The 19,910-nt window shown below is 61.9% G+C and carries 17 protein-coding genes, 1 tRNA gene and 1 pseudogene; 6 read left to right on the top strand and 13 right to left on the bottom strand.

Features of this window, described 5'->3' with window-relative positions:
* Positions 1 to 106 precede the first annotated feature (106 nt).
* The 4 genes from WJS89_RS06310 (at position 107) to WJS89_RS06295 (ending at position 6,137) form a co-directional block, all read left to right on the top strand.
* Positions 107 to 3,343 (top strand): TonB-dependent receptor, encoded by a 3,237-nt coding sequence (locus WJS89_RS06310; RefSeq protein WP_346340103.1) that lies wholly within the window; start codon positions 107 to 109, stop codon positions 3,341 to 3,343.
* 195 nt (positions 3,344 to 3,538) lie between these two features.
* Positions 3,539 to 5,005 (top strand): cytochrome ubiquinol oxidase subunit I, encoded by a 1,467-nt coding sequence (locus WJS89_RS06305; RefSeq protein WP_346340102.1) that lies wholly within the window; start codon positions 3,539 to 3,541, stop codon positions 5,003 to 5,005.
* The gene (cydB, locus tag WJS89_RS06300; RefSeq protein WP_346340101.1) at positions 5,005 to 6,012 is read left to right on the top strand and encodes a cytochrome d ubiquinol oxidase subunit II; all 1,008 of its coding nucleotides are present in this window, start codon (positions 5,005 to 5,007) and stop codon (positions 6,010 to 6,012) included. The genes WJS89_RS06305 and cydB overlap by 1 nt, the downstream gene beginning before the upstream one ends.
* Positions 6,012 to 6,137: a DUF2474 domain-containing protein gene (locus WJS89_RS06295; RefSeq protein ID WP_346340100.1), complete on the top strand. Its 126-nt coding sequence runs from the start codon at positions 6,012 to 6,014 to the stop codon at positions 6,135 to 6,137. The genes cydB and WJS89_RS06295 overlap by 1 nt, the downstream gene beginning before the upstream one ends.
* A 109-nt stretch (positions 6,138 to 6,246) precedes the next feature.
* Here WJS89_RS06295 and WJS89_RS06290 read toward each other — a convergent pair whose 3' ends face one another.
* From WJS89_RS06290 to WJS89_RS06240, 11 genes are all read right to left on the bottom strand, one after another.
* Positions 6,247 to 7,449: a sensor histidine kinase gene (locus WJS89_RS06290; protein WP_346340099.1), complete on the bottom strand. Its 1,203-nt coding sequence runs from the start codon at positions 7,447 to 7,449 to the stop codon at positions 6,247 to 6,249.
* Position 7,450: 1 nt separating this feature from the next.
* Complete coding sequence (locus tag WJS89_RS06285; protein ID WP_346340098.1) at positions 7,451 to 8,464, bottom strand: SpoIIE family protein phosphatase; 1,014 nt, start codon at positions 8,462 to 8,464, stop codon at positions 7,451 to 7,453.
* Positions 8,449 to 8,868, bottom strand: a complete 420-nt coding sequence (locus WJS89_RS06280) for an ATP-binding protein (protein WP_346340097.1) — start codon at positions 8,866 to 8,868, stop codon at positions 8,449 to 8,451. The genes WJS89_RS06285 and WJS89_RS06280 overlap by 16 nt, the downstream gene beginning before the upstream one ends.
* Complete coding sequence (locus WJS89_RS06275; RefSeq protein ID WP_346340096.1) at positions 8,846 to 9,226, bottom strand: STAS domain-containing protein; 381 nt, start codon at positions 9,224 to 9,226, stop codon at positions 8,846 to 8,848. Before WJS89_RS06275 ends, WJS89_RS06280 begins: the two co-directional genes overlap by 23 nt.
* Complete coding sequence (locus tag WJS89_RS06270; protein WP_346340095.1) at positions 9,223 to 10,113, bottom strand: STAS domain-containing protein; 891 nt, start codon at positions 10,111 to 10,113, stop codon at positions 9,223 to 9,225. The genes WJS89_RS06275 and WJS89_RS06270 overlap by 4 nt, the downstream gene beginning before the upstream one ends.
* Positions 10,114 to 11,040: 927 nt before the next feature.
* Complete coding sequence (locus tag WJS89_RS06265) at positions 11,041 to 11,640, bottom strand: hypothetical protein (protein ID WP_346340094.1); 600 nt, start codon at positions 11,638 to 11,640, stop codon at positions 11,041 to 11,043.
* A 183-nt stretch (positions 11,641 to 11,823) separates the two neighbouring features.
* On the bottom strand, positions 11,824 to 12,501 hold the full coding sequence (locus tag WJS89_RS06260; protein ID WP_346340093.1) for a hypothetical protein: 678 nt from the start codon (positions 12,499 to 12,501) through the stop codon (positions 11,824 to 11,826).
* Positions 12,498 to 13,787, bottom strand: a complete 1,290-nt coding sequence (locus WJS89_RS06255) for a hypothetical protein (RefSeq protein WP_346340092.1) — start codon at positions 13,785 to 13,787, stop codon at positions 12,498 to 12,500. The genes WJS89_RS06260 and WJS89_RS06255 overlap by 4 nt, the downstream gene beginning before the upstream one ends.
* 46 nt (positions 13,788 to 13,833) lie before the next feature.
* Positions 13,834 to 14,001 carry a hypothetical protein gene (locus WJS89_RS06250; RefSeq protein WP_346340091.1) on the bottom strand — a complete coding sequence of 56 codons (168 nt, stop codon included), beginning with the start codon at positions 13,999 to 14,001 and terminating at the stop codon, positions 13,834 to 13,836.
* A 53-nt stretch (positions 14,002 to 14,054) separates the two neighbouring features.
* On the bottom strand, positions 14,055 to 14,708 hold the full coding sequence (locus WJS89_RS06245) for a hypothetical protein (RefSeq protein ID WP_346340090.1): 654 nt from the start codon (positions 14,706 to 14,708) through the stop codon (positions 14,055 to 14,057).
* Positions 14,705 to 15,394, bottom strand: coding sequence for a hypothetical protein (locus tag WJS89_RS06240; protein ID WP_346340089.1), 690 nt, complete (start codon positions 15,392 to 15,394; stop codon positions 14,705 to 14,707). The genes WJS89_RS06245 and WJS89_RS06240 overlap by 4 nt, the downstream gene beginning before the upstream one ends.
* A 149-nt stretch (positions 15,395 to 15,543) precedes the next feature.
* Here WJS89_RS06240 and WJS89_RS06235 point away from each other — a divergent pair, with 149 nt between their 5' ends.
* The gene (locus WJS89_RS06235) at positions 15,544 to 17,802 is read left to right on the top strand and encodes a winged helix-turn-helix domain-containing protein (RefSeq protein ID WP_346340088.1); all 2,259 of its coding nucleotides are present in this window, start codon (positions 15,544 to 15,546) and stop codon (positions 17,800 to 17,802) included.
* On the opposite strand, the gene WJS89_RS12440 is transcribed toward WJS89_RS06235, so the two are convergent.
* Together WJS89_RS12440 and WJS89_RS06230 are read right to left on the bottom strand one after the other, a co-directional pair.
* Positions 17,705 to 17,932: a DDE-type integrase/transposase/recombinase gene (locus tag WJS89_RS12440; protein WP_431994015.1), complete on the bottom strand. Its 228-nt coding sequence runs from the start codon at positions 17,930 to 17,932 to the stop codon at positions 17,705 to 17,707. The two genes, WJS89_RS06235 and WJS89_RS12440, sit on opposite strands and share 98 nt — an antisense overlap.
* Positions 17,933 to 18,415: 483 nt before the next feature.
* Positions 18,416 to 18,491 (bottom strand) — tRNA-Thr (locus WJS89_RS06230).
* Positions 18,492 to 18,666: 175 nt separating this feature from the next.
* On the opposite strand from WJS89_RS06230, the pseudogene WJS89_RS06225 reads away from it, so the two are divergent.
* Positions 18,667 to 19,910: pseudogene (locus WJS89_RS06225) on the top strand (hypothetical protein); the annotation flags it as partial.

Here is a 19,910-nt window from a genome sequence, read left to right as displayed (position 1 = left end):
CGCTCAATGTCGCGCTTGTGAACGATCACACGGTTGATTAAACGTGAAGGATCACAGTTTTGCGCGGGTCAGGCGCGCAGGAGAGTTCCCAGGGGAGGATAAGTTGGTGACCGAAGACAAGAACAAGTTCGCCATGCGTATGTTTGGCACCGCATCGGCCTTTGCGATGAGCATGATGCTCGTCAGCCCCGCCTACGCGCAGGATGCCGGCACGCCCCCGCAGGAAGAGGAAGACGGCACCGACCAGCCGGTCGAGGAAGAAGATGATTCGATCGTCATCACCGGCTTCCTTCGCAGCCTCGAGACGGCGCAGGACATTAAGCGCGAGGCGGACACGTTCGTCGACGTCATCACCGCCGAAGATATCGGCGCGCTCCCCGATCGTTCGGTCGCCGAATCGCTGCAGCGCGTGCCCGGGGTCAACATCAGCCGCTTCGTGCAGCGCGACGACCCCGACCGCTTCTCGGTCGAGGGCTCGGGCGTCATCATCCGCGGTCTCCCCTATGTCCGCTCCGAACTGAACGGCCGCGACATCTTCTCCGCCGACGGTGGCCGCACGCTGGGCTTCAACGACGTGTCGCCCGAGCTTCTCGGCCGCGTCGAAGTCTTCAAGAACCTCACCGCCGACATGATCGAGGGCGGCATTTCGGGTACGGTCAATCTCGTCACCCGCAAGCCCCTGAACAGCCCGGGCTTCAAGCTCGCCGGCACGGTGGAAGCGAATGTCGGCGATCTGGCCGAAGAATGGTCGCCGGGTTTCTCCGTGCTCGCGTCCAACACTTTTGAAACGCGCTTCGGCACGTTCGGCATCCAGGGCGCCTACGCCCAGCAGGAGCTGATCACGCGGACCGACGCGAGCCAGATCACCGACCCCTGCTATCGCGCCGACACGCTCGACGGCCCCTGCCTTCGCGCCGCCTTCACCGACAGCGGAGGGGTTGCGGGCGACGGCGTCCTCGGACCCGACGAATTCCCGCCCGCCAATTCGGTCATCGCGCCGAAGGGGGCGGGCGTTCGCACGACCACGATCGGTCGCGATCGCCGCGCCTATTCGGCGGTCGGCCAGTTCGAAAGCTGGGACGGTCGCCTGCTGGCCACGCTCGAATATCTGCGCGCCGAAAGCGACTCGGATACGAGCGAATTTGCGACGCTGGCGCTCGTGAACAGCCCCGACAATTTCCCTGTCATCGTGCCGGGCACGACGCCCATCTTCGAAAATGGCCAGCTCGTGTCCGCCTACTACACGCAGGCCTCGCTCGAGGGCAGCGTCCGCGTACCGGGCATTCCGACCGAATTGCTGCGTCTCGACACGGTGTCGGAAGCGATGACCGAAGACGTCTCCTTCGATCTCGATTACGAATTTACCGACCGACTGCGCTCGAACATCGAGGCGCAGTGGGTCAATTCGAACCGCAACGACGACGGCGTGATCGTCGCGATGCGGACCTTCTCCGATCTTTATTTCGACAATCGCGGCGAAACGCCGGTCGTCAAATTCTTCGAAGTCGGCCAGGCCGCGGGCGAAGTGCCGGTGTCCTCGGCGTCGGACGACGAGCGGACCTTCTACTGGTTCCACCTCGACGGTCGCGTGCGCAACAACGGCGACCTCTTCTCGCTGAAGAACGATTGGGAATATGACATTTCCGACAACGGCTTCCTGCGCCAAGCCAAGTTCGGTGCGCGCTGGGCCGAACGCAACCGCACGACCCGCTCTGCCACCTATCAGGTATGGTCGAACCTCGGGGACACGTGGACCTCGCGCAATGGCGACTGGAGCTGGGGTCAGAATAACCGCGATCGCTTCTACGGCGAAGGCGGCGGCGCCTATGTCGTCGACTTCCCCGAATATGCGAACCTCTACGATCCGTTCGGCGACAACTTCCAGCGCGGCGCAGTCGATCAGCCGATCGGGCCCGCCTATTTCTTCGGCCCCGAAGACCTCGTCGGCCTCTACCTGAGCGGCGAAGCGGAAGACCAGTTCAACGAGATCAAGGACTTTACGCTCACGTCGGAACGTCGCGACGTCATCCAGACCGACGATCAGGGTCGCCCGATCTTCAACGAAGGGCAGATCAGCCAGGTTCGGGAAAACACGCTCGCGGGCTATGCGCGCTTCGATTACGGCACCGAATTCAGCAACGGCTGGGTGCTCGATGGCAACTTCGGCGTCCGCTACGCGCGCACCCGGGTGATCAGCGACGGCCAGGTTGCCTTCCCCGAAGCCGACACGCTTGACGCGCCCAACGTTATCAACGGCGTGAATTTCGGCGGTGACGGTGACGGTGTCGTCGAGCTCGAGGACATCCTCAACCGCTGCGAGAACGTCCCCGAAGGACAGACCCAAGGCGGCTTCTGCGACCTCGAAGGCGCGCGTCTCGACGAGTTCATCGCCGCCTTCAACGGCGCGGTCGTTCCCGATGACGCGGATATCGAATATGACGACTGGCTGCCGAGCTTCAACGCGCGGCTCGATCTGGGCGATGGCATCATCATCCGCGGCGCGGCATCGAAGGGCATCTTCCGTCCGGATCTCGCTTCCTATCGCACGGGCGGTTTCGTCGGCGACAACACGCGGGTCCTGTTCGACAGCAATCGGCTCCTGACCGGTCCGCTCTTCGCCATCAATACGGGTAACAGGTTGCTCCGTCCGACGACGGCGTGGAACTACGATCTGTCCTTCGAATGGTATTGGGACACGGTCGGCTCGCTCACGGTTACAGGCTTCATGAAGCAGATCGACGATGTCGTGGCATTGGGTGCGGAGGAACGCAATTTCACCAACCCGATCACGGGCATCGACTACAACTTCCGCTTCGACAGCGTCTACAACCTCGAATCCGGAACGGTTAAGGGCGTCGAAGTCGCCTATCAGCAGGTCTACGACTTCTTGCCCGGGCCGCTCGATGGGCTCGGGACGCAGTTCACCTACACCTATGTGGACGGCGGCGAGTTCCGGAACAGCGAGGCGGGCGCGGAGCAGAGCCCGTTCGCGCAGGACCTGAAGCTCGCCGGCATCTCGGAGCATACGGTCAATGCGGTCGTATTCTACGAAAAGGGTCCGATCTCGGCGCGTGCGGCTTATAACTGGCGGAGCGACTTCCTCCAGACCCCGCGCGACGTGATCTTCCCCTTCTCGCCGATCTACGGCGAAGCGACGGGCCAACTGGATGCATCGCTGTTCTTCTCGGTCAGCGATAATCTCAAGCTCGGCGTGCAGGGCGTGAACCTTCTCGACGAAGTGACGCGCACCACGCAGCTGATCGATTATGACGGCACGCGGGCGACGCGCTCGGCGTTCCGCAACGATCGTCGCTTCACCTTCCTCGCGCGCTTCGACTTCTAGTCGAGCCCTCGACCCGAACCATGAGGGGCTCCGGCAGCGATGCCGGGGCCCTTTTTGCGTGAAATTGCGATGACCCTCGCCGATTTCCCGCAGATCATGTATCGGGACGGCGACCATGCGGTGACGGTTTGATCGCGGTCAAAGCATCGATCTCGCTACCGGACTAAGGCGAGCGGAAAAGGAGTTGCGAAACCCATGTTCGACCAGGCCGACGCGCTGCTTCTGGCGCGCATCCAGTTCGCCTTCACGGTCAGTTTCCACTTCATTTTCCCCGCCTTCACCATCGGGCTGGCGAGCTTTCTTGCGGTGCTCGAGGCGCTGTGGCTGAAGACCGGCAAGCCGCACTACATGGACCTGTTCAAATATTGGCTGAAGATTTTCGCCATCACTTTCGCGATGGGCGTCGTGTCGGGCATCGTCATGTCCTACCAGTTCGGCACCAACTGGTCGGTCTTCTCCGACAAGGCGGGAGGGGTCATCGGACCGCTCATGGCCTATGAGGTGCTGACCGCCTTCTTCCTCGAGGCGGGCTTTCTCGGCGTCATGCTGTTCGGGCAGAAGAAGGTCGGCAAGGGCCTGCATTTCTTCGCCACGCTGATGGTAGCGCTCGGGACCTTCGTCTCGGCCTTCTGGATCCTGTCGGTGAACAGCTGGATGCAGACGCCGCAAGGCCATCTCGTCAACGAACTGGGGCTGTTCGTCCCCGGTGAAAGCTGGCTGCCGATCATCTTCAACCCCAGCTTCCCCTATCGCCTCGCCCACACCATCACCGCCGCTTATCTCACGACCGCCTTCATCGTCGGGGCGGTGGGGGCGTGGCACCTCCTCAAGGACAACACCAGCCAGCACGCCCGCACGATGTTCTCGATGGCGATGTGGATGGCGGCACTGGTGGCGCCCGCGCAGATCGTGATCGGCGACATGCACGGGCTCAATACCTACGAGCACCAGCCGGTAAAGGTCATGGCGATGGAAGGGCATTACGAGAGCCATCCCGACGGGGCGCCGCTCTACCTGTTCGGCATTCCCAACGAGAAAACGCAGACACTCGATTATGCTTTCGGCATTCCCAAGCTCTCGAGCCTGATCCTCGAGCACGACCTCGACGCGCCGATGAAAGGCCTCGACACGGTTCCGGACGAGGACCAGCCGCCCGTGCCGATCGTCTTCTGGGCGTTCCGCATCATGGTCGGGCTCGGCTTCCTGATGGCGGGTCTTGGGCTCTTCAGTCTCGTCCAGCGTTTTCGCGGGCGCTTGTATGACACCCCTCTCTTGCATCGCGCTGCCATTTTGATGGGCCCGTCGGGTCTCATCGCCGTTCTGGCGGGGTGGATCACCACCGAAGTCGGCCGCCAGCCCTACACCGTCTACGGTTTGCTCCGCACCGCCGACAGCGCCAGCCCGCTCGACGCCCCGGCGGTCGCGGCCTCCCTCATCGCGTTCGTGGTGGTCTATTTCGCGGTCTTCGGCATCGGCGTCTGGTACATCTTCAGGCTCATGGCCTCGCCGCCCCATCCGGGCGAACGCGGACCCGCAGGAGCGGGCGAACCGCCCATCCGGACCGCAGGGATTACGCCGGGGCCGACACAGAATCCGACCCACGAGGACAGCGGGGAGCCGCTTCCCGACGGCGACGATCCGCACGGCAAGGAGCGTGTCTGATGGTCGACTATAATGCTGACCTCACCACCATCTGGGCGTTCATCATTGCCTTCGCGGTATTCATGTACGTCGTCATGGACGGGTTCGACCTCGGCATCGGAATTCTCTTTCCGCTGCTCGGGGAAGGCGAGGAGCGCAGCCAGGCGATGAACGCCATCGCGCCCGTGTGGGACGGTAACGAGACGTGGCTGGTGCTAGGGGGCGGCGGCCTCTTCGCCGCCTTCCCGCTTGCCTATGCGATCATCCTCCCTGCCACCTACCCGCTTATCATCGCCATGCTCCTTGGCCTCGTCTTTCGCGGTGTCGCCTTCGAATTTCGCTGGCGCGATCCGCGACACGAACGCTTCTGGGACTTTGCGTTTTTCGGCGGCTCGATCATCGCTGCACTCAGTCAGGGGATGATCCTGGGTGCCCTGCTACAGGGCATCACGGTCGAAGGACGCGATTATGCCGGTGGCTGGCTCGACTGGCTGACACCCTATTCGATGCTGACCGGGGTCGGCGTGGTCGCGGGCTATGCCCTGCTCGGTGCCGCCTTCCTGGCGATCAAAAGCGAAGGCCGCGTCGAGGACCATGCGTTTCGCCTTGCCAAGCCCGCCGCTTTCGCGACGCTCATGATGATGATTGCGGTCAGCGTGGCTACGCCGACGCTGGCGGGCGCTTATCAGGACCGCTGGTTCTCGATGCCGAACATCATCTTCACCGCGCAGGTCCCGCTCATTACCGGCATCCTGTTCTTCGCGCTCCAGCGCTCGCTGCGCAAACGCCGGACCTACCGCCCCTTCATCATTTCACTGGGCATTTTCCTGATGGGCATGATCGGCCTCGGCATCTCGATGTTCCCTTATGTCGTCCCCGACAGCGTCACGATCTGGGAAGCCGCCGCGCCCGAGAAGAGCCAGGTCTTCATGCTGGTGGGCGTCGTCATCATCATGCCGATCATCCTCGCCTACACCGCCTGGGCCTATTGGGTTTTCAGAGGCAAGGTCGGCGAGGGCTATCATTGATGGCGGACAACGCGCCTGGCCCCTGGTGGAAGCGGCTCGGCTGGCTGGTGCTCATCTGGGCGCTGTCCGTCGGCCTCATCGGCATCGTCGCCATGATCATCCGTTCCTGGTTGGGGCTGGACTGAAGCAAGTCGCGTTCGCGTGCGGCGCCGCGAGATGCCAGATGAAAAGGGCATCGAAGTACGGGCCCTCGGACTCGCATTCAATCCGTGTCGCGACGGACGAGAGCAGATTTTACTTGGAGCCTTTCTCGGAGCGCGATGGCTCGTCGGAGACGGCGAATGACGAGGGGAACTCGATCCTCGCGAAGAAGCCATCGTCCGACCCTGTCGACAGCGTGGCCGCCAGGCGAGACGTCAGCGCCCGGATCATCTTCCATCCCAGCGAGTCCGATTTTTCGGGCTTCACGTCATTGGCGAGACCGACACCATCATCCTTCACCAACAGCACCCATTTAGGCTCGCTATCGCCGTCATTCTCGCACTCGAAGGTGATCGAAATCCGGCCCGTACTCCGGCCGGTGAAGGCGTGCTTGTAGGCATTGGTGATCAGTTCGTTGACGATCAGGCCGAGATCGACCCCCGCGCTACCCGAGACGTTCGCCGCATCGCCGAAGACGTCGATCGAGATATCGAGTTCGTCCGACGAGAATGCGGCCGTCGCATGCTTGGCCACCTTGTCGAGGATCGGCAGCAACGACACGCGGTCCGCCATGCTGGAGCGTTGCAGCTCCTGGTGGACGTTCGCCACCGAATGGACCCGCGCTTCGAGTTCGGTCATCGCCAATCGTGTTTCGTCCGACGTCGCTGCGCGTTTGCTCAGTTGGATGAACCCGACGATCAACGCGAGGTTGTTGCCGGTTCGATGATGCACCTCGGCGATCAGCAATTCGCGCTCGGCCATCGCTTCGGCCAATTCGCGGTTCTGCCGCGACAATTCCGCCAGCGGGTCGGTCTTGCTCAGTCCCTCGATGTTCTGACGGATGCGCGCGGCGAGATCGTTCCGATCGATCGAGGCGCTCGGAAGCAGGAAAGCCATTTCCACCCTCGTGCCCTCCGACGTACTCTGCAGGTCGAACCTGTCGGCAAGGCGCTTCACCCCCGAGAGCCCGAGCCCCAAGCCGGACGATCGAGCGGAAGATGCGGCACTGTTGAGCGGATGGCGATTGGTATCGAGTTTTGTCCGGTCGGGAAGGCCTTCGCCCTGATCGACGATCCGGACGACGAGCAGGCAGCCCATCGGGTCGCTCCGCAACAGATAGTGGGCGCGGCCGCCGCCTGCGTATTGCAAGGCGTTTCGGGCGATTTCCAGGACCGCGGTCACGGCCCGCGTCTTGGCGAAATTCTCCAACCCACATGTCTGGGCGATCGTGCCCGTCACCTGCCGGATCCGCGAGATGTCCGTTTCGGCGGCAATCCTGACCGTCAGCAGTTCCATGTCACAATGTCCTCGCGTGTGACGCCCGGGCAACGAGAATGCTCGCATCGTCCCGGCCACGTACGAAGCGGGCGAGCAGGCTTGCGGCAATGACCGGCGCGCTGCGCTGCATCAGGCTTGTCATTTCATCGAGGGTGCGCAGCGTGGTGAGACCGTCCGAATGCATGAGAAGGACGGTGTTGTCGCCGATGTCCACGGTCTCCTCGTGCGGGCTCGAGCGACGCCCGCCAAGCAGCCCGTCGCGGACCGCAAGCCGGCGGATGGTCTTGCCTTGCACGAGGATCGAGCTGACGTTGCCGATCCCGGCGTAGCGTAGGGTGTTGTTCGATCGGTTCATGGCGACGACGGCCCCGACCGCACCCCGTGTTCCGGCGATCGCGTCGGAAATCTGCGTAAGGATGTCCGCAGGATCCTTCCCGGTCGCCTCGAAAAAGGCCTTGCGGGCCGCCAAGGCTGCAATCGAGGCCTTCGCCCCGTGACCAAGCCCGTCGGCCAGGAAGTAGAAGCATTCTTCGCCAGCGGACCGGGCGGCCACGACATCTCCGCAGCGACGCTCGCCTGGGTAGGCGAGCTTGAGTCCAGAATGGTCGCACGGATCGCTCGCGCGCACCGCCTGCCGCCGGAACTCCGCCGCCACGACGGTCTCACCCGGCTGGCTGAAGATGTCGATCCGGTCGGCAAGCCGTTTCATCGCGCCGAGACCGGTCCCGGGAGAACCTTTGGTCGTTTCTCCATCGCGCATCATCCGGTCGATCCGTTCGATGCCGGGCCCCTGATCGTAGCCGACGATATGCAGGCGCTCCAGCGAGGGTGCGCCGAACACCTCGACCAGCAACTGGCCACCGCCGCCGTGACGCAGGATGTTCTGGGCGATCTCGGTCGCGACGATGGCGGCATGCTCGACCTTGATCGAGTTCAGCCCGATCGCGTTGGCGGTCCGCCGCGCCCGACGCCGCGCTTCGGCGACGGCACTGGGTTCCTGTATTTTCAGCCAGCCGATCATCTCAGCTTGCACGAACCGACCATGCGCACCGTCGTTCCTTCCCCGGCGATGCTCTCGATCTCGAACGTCTTGGCCAGTCGTCTGGCGCCGCCAAGACCGCGGCCCATGCTGCCCCGGCGTGTGGTGAACCCGTCGACCATCGCTTCCTCGAGATCTGCGATGCCATTTCCGATATCTCGGCAGATAACGCCGATGTGACACGCGTCGGGGAAGACGAACACCTCGAGCGTGCCGCCGTTGGCATGGGTCAGCGCGTTGCGCACCACCTCGCTGACGGCGGTGACGAAACGCGTCTGCATGAGGTCGTTGCTTCCGTTCGACTTCATCGCGTCGGCGACCTTCGAGCGCGCCCGCACGACGTCGCGATCGCTTGCGAGTTCGACGGTCGCGACCTTACGAGCCTTTGCGAAGTCCATCGACCAATCCCGACTGGCGCATCTTCTCGAGCGCATGGGACAGGGTAAGCGCGGTTTGGTTCTCGGGCAGATACATGCCGAGTTCCACAAGGGTCATCGCAACCGCCGGGCGCATTCCGACCACATAGGTCTGCGCATCGAGCAACCGTGCGATCGACGTCAATTGCGCGAGGACGCGTCCGACGAACGTATCGACGATTTCGAGCGCGGAAATGTCCACCACGACCCCGCGGCACTGCGTCGAGGCGATCCGGCGCGAAAGCGCGTCCTGAAGGTCGATGATGTCGCTGTCGGTGATGTCGCTCGTGATCGAAACCAGCAAGACCCCCTCGACGGCGTAGATGGCGGCTGCGTTCATTTTTTCGAAGGTTCGTTGCCGTCGATCGGTCGAATGGCGACGCCCACCGCCGTAAGGGCGTCCATCAAGGCGCTCCGCAGCGACGACCGCGTCCGTACTTCTCCGACGTCGACGCCCAGTTCGACCATCGTCTGCGCGATCTTGGGGCTGATCCCGCTGATGATGCAGCGCGCGCCCATCAGCCGCACGGCGGCAGCGGTGCGCAGAAGGTGCTGCGCGACCTGCGTATCCACCGTCTTCACACCGGTAATATCGAGAATCACCACTTCTGCCTGTCGCTCGACGATCGCCTGCAGAAGATTCTCCATGACTTCCTGCGCGCGCAGGCTGTCGAGCGTGCCGATGAGCGGCAGCGTGAGCACCTTGTCCCACAGTTCGACCACCGGCGTCGACAGTTCCATCATCTCGTCGCGCTGGCGCTCGATGACCTGCTCACGTTCCTGAATGAATACTTCGTTGGTGTAGATCGCGAAGGCGTCGATCGCCTTGGACACCAGAAGAACTTCCTCGATGAGCTTTTCGGGATCGCCCTCGAGCTTCTCGGAAAGCCGCCCGAACAGAGGCGTCTTGAGGGCGAGGATGAGCGCCGCCATCTCGCCGGGGCGCACCCCGCGTTCGACGCGCTCGTGCGTGATCTCCGACAGGATGCCGCGAAGGTCCGCCCAGTTTTCATCATGCAGGTCGAACTCGCCTTCCTTAGACGCATCGCGCACGCCGAGGCGGAACGATCGCAGGAGGCTCGCCGCCTGGTCGCGTTCCTCTTTCTCCGAGAACAGGTCGATGCGCTTGGCGCCGTCTTCGTCGGCCTGCTCGATCCATTCGCTCAGTATGCCTTCCGCATCCTCTTTGAGCACTTCGAGGGTTTTCTGGAGGATTTTATCAGGCATTTGAATCTCACTCGTCAGAACTTGATGGGGTTAGCAATCGGCTCGAATTGCACAAGTCAATCACGCTTAGGACATTTACCGTCAATGAGCCATCCAGCAAACCGATCAAATTTGTCCGTTTTCGGGCAGAATGCTGACGGACGCTTCTCGACTGCGGTTATGTCCACAAGCGATGGCCGGAAGCTATTTTCCAACAGCCCGCCACCCATCCTCGTCGCCAAAACACGCCGAACCGCGTCCTCGTGAGCTCGATAAGAGCCGAAAAAGCGCACCGCTTGGGCACTGGTCTCGGAATGATCCCGCTTTTCCAAATTTTCGATTGTGGTGTTCCATGGGTGACAAAAATGGGCACTCAAATTGCTGGGAAATTTCTGTTTCGAGGCCCAGACGTCTCGCCTCGGGAAAGTGAATGGCGGCTCTTGGGCCGTAAGCAGTCGGTCCGCTCTTAGGTCAGGAAGTCGTTAAACCTGCCTTTCCGCTACCGCGCGATCTACGCCAAATTCCTCACGCTACCGGCTTTTCCGTTCCTGACCGATGATGTGGTTCCTTATTCGGGCGCAGTTTATAATGCTGCCTGGTGGGGTTTTGCTCGTCCCGCAATCGTACGACGCGAGAAGAATCTAATGACCGAACGCGTCGGTTAGATGGGTTTATGCGATCCACCTAATTCGTGACTTATTTGCCGAGCTAACGAAGTGCCAGGAGCGGGCGGGCGTCTAGCGACCCCATTGCGGACATTCGGATTGGAGGCCGCGCCCTATTTTGATGGTGACACTTGGACGATCTGGAACCGCGTAGTGGGCCAAGTTCCATCGGGACCGCATGACGCGGCAGCCGCCGCCAGCCCAGGGACAATCGTCAGGGCGATCACCAAGGACACCAGATTACATTCGACGATGGTTCGCAGTTGCGACGGGAAGAGGGCGGTCATGCTCGATTTCCGCAGCCCATTCCGTAGTGGAAGCTGGCCTCCACCTCGGCGCGTTCGCCAGTCTCGCTGTTGACGAGGTCGCCGTGGACCATGCCGCGCATTTGTCCGTTGTGCCCGCGGCCTTCATGCGTGGTCAGGACGAGCTTACCGGTGCCCTCGAAGACGTTGGGGACATTGCCATATTCGAACTTGGTGCCGCCGTTCCAGAGAGCCATTTCCTCCAGCTCGAAAGTTCCGGTCTCGTCTTGTGAGGGGACTTCCTTCGCCTTGAAGGACAACAGGAAGACGTCTGGTCCAGTCGGATTGTCAGCGTCGCTGGCGCTGAACGCCATTCCCTGTCCACCGATGCAGCCGCCGCCAAGCGACATTTCGCCAGGCCCGAAGCGCCGCTGCAGCTCGATGTCGCCCGATGCACGGACGGTCAGCGCGCGAAAGGGCGAACCGTCGGCATGTCGTTCCGCATCGGCACCGGCTTGTTCGGACTGCGCGGCCTTCGGTTCGTCGATATCGGCATCGGTGCTGGAGCCACCCGCATCGCCGCATGCAATCAAGGAGGAGAGGAGAAGAGCCGCACCGCAAGATGGAAGAAGTTTCATGGTCGTTCCTTTCAGGAGAATGCGGCGGACGTAGGTGGGTTTGCCCGCGGCATGGTCGCGGCCAAGATGATCTACTTCATCGTCTTTCTTGCTTCTTCTTGGCGTTCGGATAATCGACCCCGAGCAAAGACATGCGGCTAGCGTTTGCCGGCGCGATCCGGTTTCTCGTTGGTTTGGGCACATTCAGTTCTCCTGTTTAATGGCCGTGTGGGAAGCATCGCCCGCAGCGCCCCCTTCGTCGACTGTAAGCGCGCCCACCAGTTCGCGCGCGACCGGCAGCAATGCGCTCAACCTCGCGCTACGATCGAGATTCTTGTTATCGAGCTGGGCCCAGATGACGACATCGCGCGGGTCGGGATCGTCATCGATGACGAGGTGGACGCGGGGTACCGCGAGAAGGTTGGTGCTGGCCCCGTCGTCCGCCAAGAACTTCGCGCCGGTTTCGTCGGTGTCGACCGGGTCGAGACTGGAATAGCTTGTGAGTTCGAGTAGCCGAGCGCCGAGCTCGGGGCCGCGTACACCGTGGGCGTCGAACTGAGTGTGTTCGTAACCGACGGCAGCCAACGTCATGCCGCGTATCGACCCGCCTTCCGCCGTATCGTTGACGAACCAGTCGCAAGCGAGTGGATCGCTGGTGAGATTTTGTGCTGGCGACCCGAGCCCGTCCTCCGCCGTTGATTGCGGTAAAAAGGTGCAGATGTCTGGGAATTCGGACTCGGAAAGCTGTGGGAAGGGCGAGTTCGCTGGGCCGACCGCAACTTCAGGCGGCGGGTCCGCACTGGACGGCGTCGGAGCGGCAACATCGTCGCATCCGACCAGGCTCAAAGCACCGAGCAGGAGGGAGGCGAGCCGCTCACTCATACCTTGCCTCGTGGACATAAGCGCTGCTGCAATGCCGCCTCGCTCTCGGACGGATCGCCGAGGGTCTGGTAAGTGGTGGCATCCTTCGCAGTGTAGCCATCGACCTGTCCCCGCAGGATCTGCGCGAACCAGTTGAAGGTTGCTTGGCCCCCGGCGTAGCTGGGGCGCTCGTTCTTGACCGCTTTGAGCAGCTGCCAGATCGTTGGCGTCATCGGCTGGCACTGGCCCAGATTGTCGACACCGGGCTCGTTCGAGCGGACGGCAGGCATCCAGATGTTCGGCCAGAGATGGTGCAAGAGGAAGTTGGTCCACCCCACGTCTGTACGCTCGGCCTCGTCGCGGTTCGTAATCGGCCCCACATTGCCGGAGCGAGCGCCCGATCGAAGTTCGCTCGAGCTAAGCGGCCCGTAGAAACGCAGGCGCTGGTCGGCGGTCCGGCGGTAATAGGGCTGGCCGTCGAACAATTCCTTCGTGAGTTGCTGGCCGGTGGCTTCGGCGAAGCCCTCCATGAAGCCGCTGCAGCGCGTGGCGCGCTTGTCGCGCGCCGCCTTGTGATGCGACGCCCAGATGCAGTCCTTGCTGATCTCGCCTCGCATGAAGGCCATATGCCAGCCGTGCATATATTCGTGGATGAGGACGCCGATATTGTTCCAGTCATTGTCGTCAATATGACCGCGCAGGACGTAATAACTGCCGTTGTCGTTGCCGCCCATGCCAACCGTGCGGTCGGGATAGACGAAATTCATCTGCTTGTCGGGGCGCAGTTCGAGGCGACCGAGCCGTTCCTGTAGGCGACGATACGCCGTCCAGATGAAGGCGCGACGATTGAAATCGCGGTTCGGATCGCCGGCCCTGTCGGTGTCGAGGACCGTTGGACGGGTCAGGAGGAAGCGCTGGCAATCCTTCCCGCTATGACTCGCGATCGTCTGCCATTCAGGCTGCGTGGCTCTCGGTGCGTTGATTGCGAGCATTCCCGGCTGGAGCAGCCTCACCTGCACGTCGAACTGAATGTCGGGCCTGCCGGGCGCCAATCCGTTGCCGTCCCGGTCGAATGTCCAGCTGCCGTCATATTCGCCGTTGCCATTGGAGCGCACGGTCGCGCGACCCGCGCCAGTGCCGCCGCGTCGCTTGACCCGAACCTGCGCCATCTTGAGCGGCTCGATCACGCCGTTGTGCTGGACCGCGATCGATCCAGAAAAGCGATAGTCGCATTTTTGTGCATTGGCAGGTGCGGCAAGCGCCAGGGTCGTTGCGGCGGTTGCAAATATTGAGAGGAATATACGCATAGGCCTTCTCCAAAAGTCGCTTGTGGTCTTCACCGGGACGCGAGGGTCAGCCGTCGCTGTCCTCTTCACCATCGGATTGATCGCTACCGGAAGTCGGGGCGGTCGCTCGCTCCCACGTGTCGACCGCCTTGCCGATGTCCGCTGTGCTGCAAGCGCCAAGGGCACCGAGTAGGGCGATCGCGAGCGTGAGGCTTTTCATTTTGCTATTGGTCATGGTCGTTCTCCTTCGTCATTGATGATGCTGATCGTTGCGGTGGGCGTGCATCCTCAGCCTGCTTGGGCCTGCGCCCGCTGCCACAGCAGGTGGGCCAATCTGGTGGCCATCGGCTCGATGGATTGCTTGCGTTCGGCAGGGGTGAGATTGGGATTGTCGAGCTGCGCCCACACCACAAGATCATGCGGTCGTCCGCTCTCGTTGGGGTCGAAATGTAGGTCGGGAACGATCAGTAGATTGGCCGTCGATCCATCGTCGACGACGAATGCCGACCCCGCTTCGATATCCTCGACCACGTCCAGACGCGTGAAGCTGGTGGCCCGAAGGAGTCTCGCGCCGAGAGCTTCGCCGCGAACGCCATGGGCGTCAAAGCGCTCGTGACCGTAGGATACGATGGCGAGATGTACCCCGCGCGGCTCGCCGCCGATGGGAACGTCGGCGGCATACCAGTCGCAAGCATGGGGCTCTGAAAGTATCTTGTCTGCCGGCGCATCCAGACTTTGCTGCGCTGCCTGCTTGTCGAGTATGGCGCAAAGGTCCGGGATGTCATTGCCGACGACCGTTGCGAACGGTTCCGAGCCGACGCCTTGCGCATAGGCTGCGGCTATCGAGGTGGCACTGTCGGTCGCGCCAGGTGCGTCGCAACCCGCCGTCAGCATGCAGCCAGCCAGCAAGCAGAGCTTGAACTTCATGCGTGCGCTGCTCATGATTCTCGAGCCTTGGCGACGAGTGCCTCCGCGTAGGCGCCAGCCGCTTCGCGAAGCGCGCCAAGTCGCTGTGGCATGGGCATGTTCGGATTGTTCAGTTTGGCGAGCACGACAAGCTCGCCACCGGGGAACTCACTCCCCGTCCGGACCATATCCACCTTTGGGAGGATGATGAGGTAGGTCGTCGCTTCCTCATCCGCCATATAATGGCGTCCTCCGGCCTGCAGCCCGAGCGGATTGAGCCCATCATGGTTCGTACGCGTGGCGATCGCCTCGCGGATTTCCCGTTCGTTCAGCTCCCTGCTCGAAAAGAGGTGAGTCGGCCAATGGCTGGCCGTCAGGGTCATCATACGTACCGGTTGATCGAACGACGTTCGCGGCTCGAGCGCCAACCAATCGCATCCCATTGGGTCATCGTTCGTTTCGCGGACATTCGCTCCGAGACCTGCCTCGGCCATCTCCTCGGTCAGCGTAAGGCACGGGTCAGGCACATCGGCCTGCGCAATTGCCGGATAGTCGGTCGAGGGGCCGCTCGAAGCGCGAGAGCTTGCCGAGGACGGAATTGATCCACGCGCGTCGGAATGTTCGGAACCCGCCGACCCATCGTTGCCGCACGCGGCAAGCGTAAGGGCGAGCGTGCCGACGAGTGAGAGCAAGAGATTGTTCGGTTCGATAACTAGCGACATTGGCAATTCCGGCAGGTGAAAGGATGCCGTCATCTGTCCGCCACGCTGATTTGGTCGCTACCAAGAAACATTGATTTTGAGCGGATTTTTTCCTTATGTTTTGCTTATGCGTGTCGGCATGTGCGCAGGCGCGTGCGAAGGGGTGTCTCATGAGCGATCCGCATTCATCCTCGCCCCAAAGCTCGACCGAGCCACTAGACCTCGCCCATGCGCAAGACGTTGCGATCGGCGACATCTTGATCCGCCCCAGCCTCCGCATCGTCGTGCACGGCAACAAGCGCGTCGAAGTCGAACCCAAGGTGATGCAACTGCTGCTCGCCTTCGCGCGCAACCCCGGCGTGGTTCTGTCGCGCGATGATTTGTTCGACCTGTGCTGGACGGGACAGTTGGTCGGAGAAGGGTCGCTCAATCGGGCGTTGTCGCTGCTCCGTTCGGCCCTGCGCGATGTCGGCAGCCGGTCGGTCTCTCTGCAGACCGTGCCGAGGGTGGGTTATCGTCTCGTTGCTTCCGTAGTCGAACCGGCTTCCCGCGACCTTGACTCGACGCCGAAAGTTTATCGCCGACCGGAGATGCTGGCGCTCGGGCTGGTCTTGCTGGTCGCCGCAGCGATCGCATCCTTCGTTCTACTTAACCCCGACCGTTCCGATCAGGACCGCATGGTGCGGCTGCTCGTACTTCCCATTGAAACCGAGCAGCAAGAAAGCCCATTCCTGGCTCAAGGTTTGCGCGACGAGATCAGGCGCGAACTCGGTGCCCATCCTTCGGTCGTGGCGCTGACGCCAAGCATGGCCGATATGACGGGAGCCAGCATTGACGAGGTGCTGCGCAGCGCCGAAATCTTCGATGCTGGCTATGTGCTGCGACTTACTGCTCAGCCCTCCCGCGGAGCACTTGCGGTAAATGTCCAACTTTTCGAGCGATCGAGCGGCGACATCGTGCTGGAGCAGATCGTCGCACGAGACAACAGTCTGTCCGCGAGGATACCGGAACGTCTGGCGCGCTATGTCACTGAGTCCATGGGACTCGAGCCCACCGGCCGGGAACTGGTTGGGCTCGAAAGAGACGACGACCTTGAACAATATATGCTTGCCAGCGGGTACCTCCACACACGCGATCCAAAGCGAATGGAGGACGCGCGACGGATCCTGCACGGCGTTGTCAAGCGCAACCCCGAGTTCGCGGACGGTTGGGGCTTGCTTTCGAAAGCATACACGCTGTCGCCAGAAAGCGATCCCAAACGAGCCAATTCCGATCTCCAGCGCGCAGAAGAATTCGCGCTTCGCGCACTGTCGATTTCTCCCCAGTCGGTCGAAGCGTTGAAGGTTCTGGGCCTGCACAACGGCCCTCCCGACGAGAAGATCGAGGCCCTGAAGAGGGCGGTGGAATTGGATCCGGGGGATTCCGAAGCGCTCTATTGGCTTTCGCTCGCGCAAAAGGGTCGGGTTCCACCTCTTGAAGAACTGAGCGTTCTTAAATCGGTCGTCGCCAACGACCCCCTTTGGAACCGCTCATGGCAAGTGACGACCGACGCATGTCAACTCGGCGCGACTGAAACCGCGCTTTCGATGGACGATCAGGTGGCGACGGCGGCCACCGAAACGTGGCAGCGTGACTTCGCGCGTGCGCGGCAAGCAAAGCATCGCGGCGAATTGGCCAAATTTTATCGCGAGACGGAAAAGCTATTGGCCCAGACCTCCGGGGGCGACCGGGCAATCGCTCAATTTTATTTGACATCGGCGCGGCTGCTACTTGAGCAGCCGTCAATTCCGGGGACGATCGGTACCACCATAGGCGCGCGAACGGCGCGCGGTGATTTTCCTAGCAGGGTAGAGCTTGAGGATGCGGGCTTTTCGGACCACGATGCCTGGCATTCTTTCGGCCACAAAGACATTATCCCGGGCTTGATGCTCATCGCGGGCCGACGCGACGAGTTGCTGGCGTCCTACGATGCGGTCTTCGACACCCCTGCCACCTTTATGGAAGAGATGGTCGGCCACACCAACGGTCTCTGGCGCGGCCCCCATCTCGCTACTTATTTGGCTTTCGCCCTCCGCGGAGGCGGAAGAAAGGGAGAAGCCAAGGAAATGGCTGCGCTCGCTAGGAAAGTGTTGGAGAGCCGACAGATCGACGGAAATCCGACGGGCATGCAGCCCGCCATGGCGCTGGCGCAGCTCGAAGCTCTTGAAGGCAACAACGAAGCGGCCGCCGCGGCATTCGGCCATGCCATCGACTTCGGTTGGCCGCACTGCGCGATGTCAACAATGCCGAGCGTCATCGGTCCGCTAAGCGAAGACCCACTCTTCAGTCAGGTCAAGACGACGCCGCGGTTTCGGGCTTTGCTGACAGCTGTCCGGGGCGAGCTTGAAGCCGAGAGACGAAAACTCGCCGCAGGCCCGCCTCGAGATTGAACCGAATACTTTCCGGCCTGCCATGTCGCTTGAGCGCTTCCTTTAAGAATCGCAGCGCGGCCTTCTTGTCGCGTGCGACTGTGACGTCGTTCCCCAGGATCTTGCCTTCGTCATCGACCGCGTCAGTGATAGCGGTGATTGCCGTTCACCATCACGAGAATTTTGTCGAGGTGCCACGTCCAACGTAGGAACTCGCGTATGCGCGACCCGACCAACTCAAAATGCGCTTGAAATAAGAGAGAAAGCCCAGACCAATTCGCAAATTCGCTGCCAAGCCCGAACCAGTCATGATCTCACTTAACGGCCGCCATTGCTGGTGAAAAAACGGCATCCATACGGACTCCTTCCGGCCCACCTCAAATCATCGCGACAATGTTCGCTGGCTCACTCGGGACGACAAGCCAGACCGTGGCAAACCCACCCCTAATCGGACATTCGCGGTGCTCATTCCCGGAGCAAAGCTGCCGGTCCGCTTTCAGACATCCGCGGGGAAAGCCTGAACGTCTAGAATTGAGGCGCTAAGCTGACATGAAAGCGGCCTCTATGCTTAGAAGTTCTCAGCTGTCTTGATTGGGGTGACCAAAAAATGGCGAATTTCGGTCAATCTTGAAAGTGGTGCCGCTTACAGGACTCGAACCTGTGACCCCCTCATTACGAATGAGGTGCTCTACCAACTGAGCTAAAGCGGCAGCGCGGCGGTGATTCCGCCGACGGATGCGCGCCTCTAGCAATAGCCGCGGCGCGGTTCAAGCGGCGAGTGCGGGCCCGCACGGTTGAGGACCGCTTAACCCTTTCTTCAACGCTCCTCCAATACGGTGGAAGTCCATACGCAAAGCCGATCAAGCGTGAAGGGATGGGACCGATATGCATGCCGATCAATCGCAGTTCGAAGACGTCAACAAGGTCGCGGTGCAGGACCGTCGCATGCAGGTGCGCGCCTACAATTTTTGGTATTCGCTGCTGAAAGGCCGCGATTTCCCCGCGATCGACGATCTCAAGCCGAGCGACCTGCAGGCCTTTGCGGCCAATTCGGTGCTGCTCGACTTTTCCCAGAGCCGTGAGGACCCGGCACTTCCCTACGTCGGCAATGCCATCCGTTCGCAGTGCGGCGTTGGCGAGGAAGTGTCGCAATTGTCCGATGTCCCGGCCCAGTCGCTGCTCGGTCTCGTCGCGACACATTACGATCGGTTGATCGAAACGCGCACGCCTGTCGGGTTCGAAAGCGCTCCCGCCGACGAGCTTCCCGACGATCAGCCCCTCTACCGCGGGATCCTCATGCCCTTCAGTTCGGACGGGAAGACGATCGACTTCGTCTATGCGGTGCTCAACTGGAAGACACCCGAGGAGCGCGCCCAACAGCGCCGCGAGGCCGAGGAGGCGCGCCGCAAGGCCGAGGAGCGTTACGAGGACTTGGAAGCCGACGCACAATTGCCGGAACCCGAGGCCGTCGCAGCGACGGCGCCGGTGGTCGATCATTTCGAGGACGGTCCGCTCAATGACGAGGACATCGCGAAGGACCAGTTCGCAGACGCGCCGGTCGTCGAATTCGCGACAGAAGACGAGGGAGAAGAAACGAACGAGACCGAGAACGACCGCGACGACGAAGACGCAGATACGCCGGTCGGGGTTGTCGCCTTCGCGCCCGTTGCGCCGAGCGAGGAAGAGCGAGCTGCCGACGCCCATTATGCGGGGCTCGCTGACGTCGATGTTCCCGACGAGGTCTTGGCTGCCGACAACGAAGCCGAGGATCCCCGCAAGCCCAGCGGGCCGTTCGCGGCGCTGTCCGGCAAATTCAGGAAGATGCTGAATCACGACCCGTTGGGCGGTGTCGCGATCGGCGTGGACGGACTGGCCCTTCCCGACGCGGAAACGGCGGTGGAAAGCGCGGTCGAGCCCGAAACACAATCGGCACCGGCCGAGGGCGTAGAAGGCTCGTTCGTCGAGGATCGGCAGAGCACCGAGGATGGGGTCGAGCGCGATCACGGCGTCGAAAATTCTCTTGCGCTCGATGACGAGCTAGCGGACGCCCCTGCCGAAGCCGAAGCCGAAGCCGAAGCCGAAGCCGAAGCCGAAGCCGAAGCCGAAGCCGAAGCCGAAGCCGAAGCCGA

The organism is Sphingomicrobium aquimarinum (assembly GCF_039655735.1).
GTDB lineage: Bacteria > Pseudomonadota > Alphaproteobacteria > Sphingomonadales > Sphingomonadaceae > Sphingomicrobium > Sphingomicrobium aquimarinum.
The sequence above is the reverse complement of the archived record's forward strand: the minus strand, read 5'-3'. Positions and strand labels throughout refer to the sequence as shown.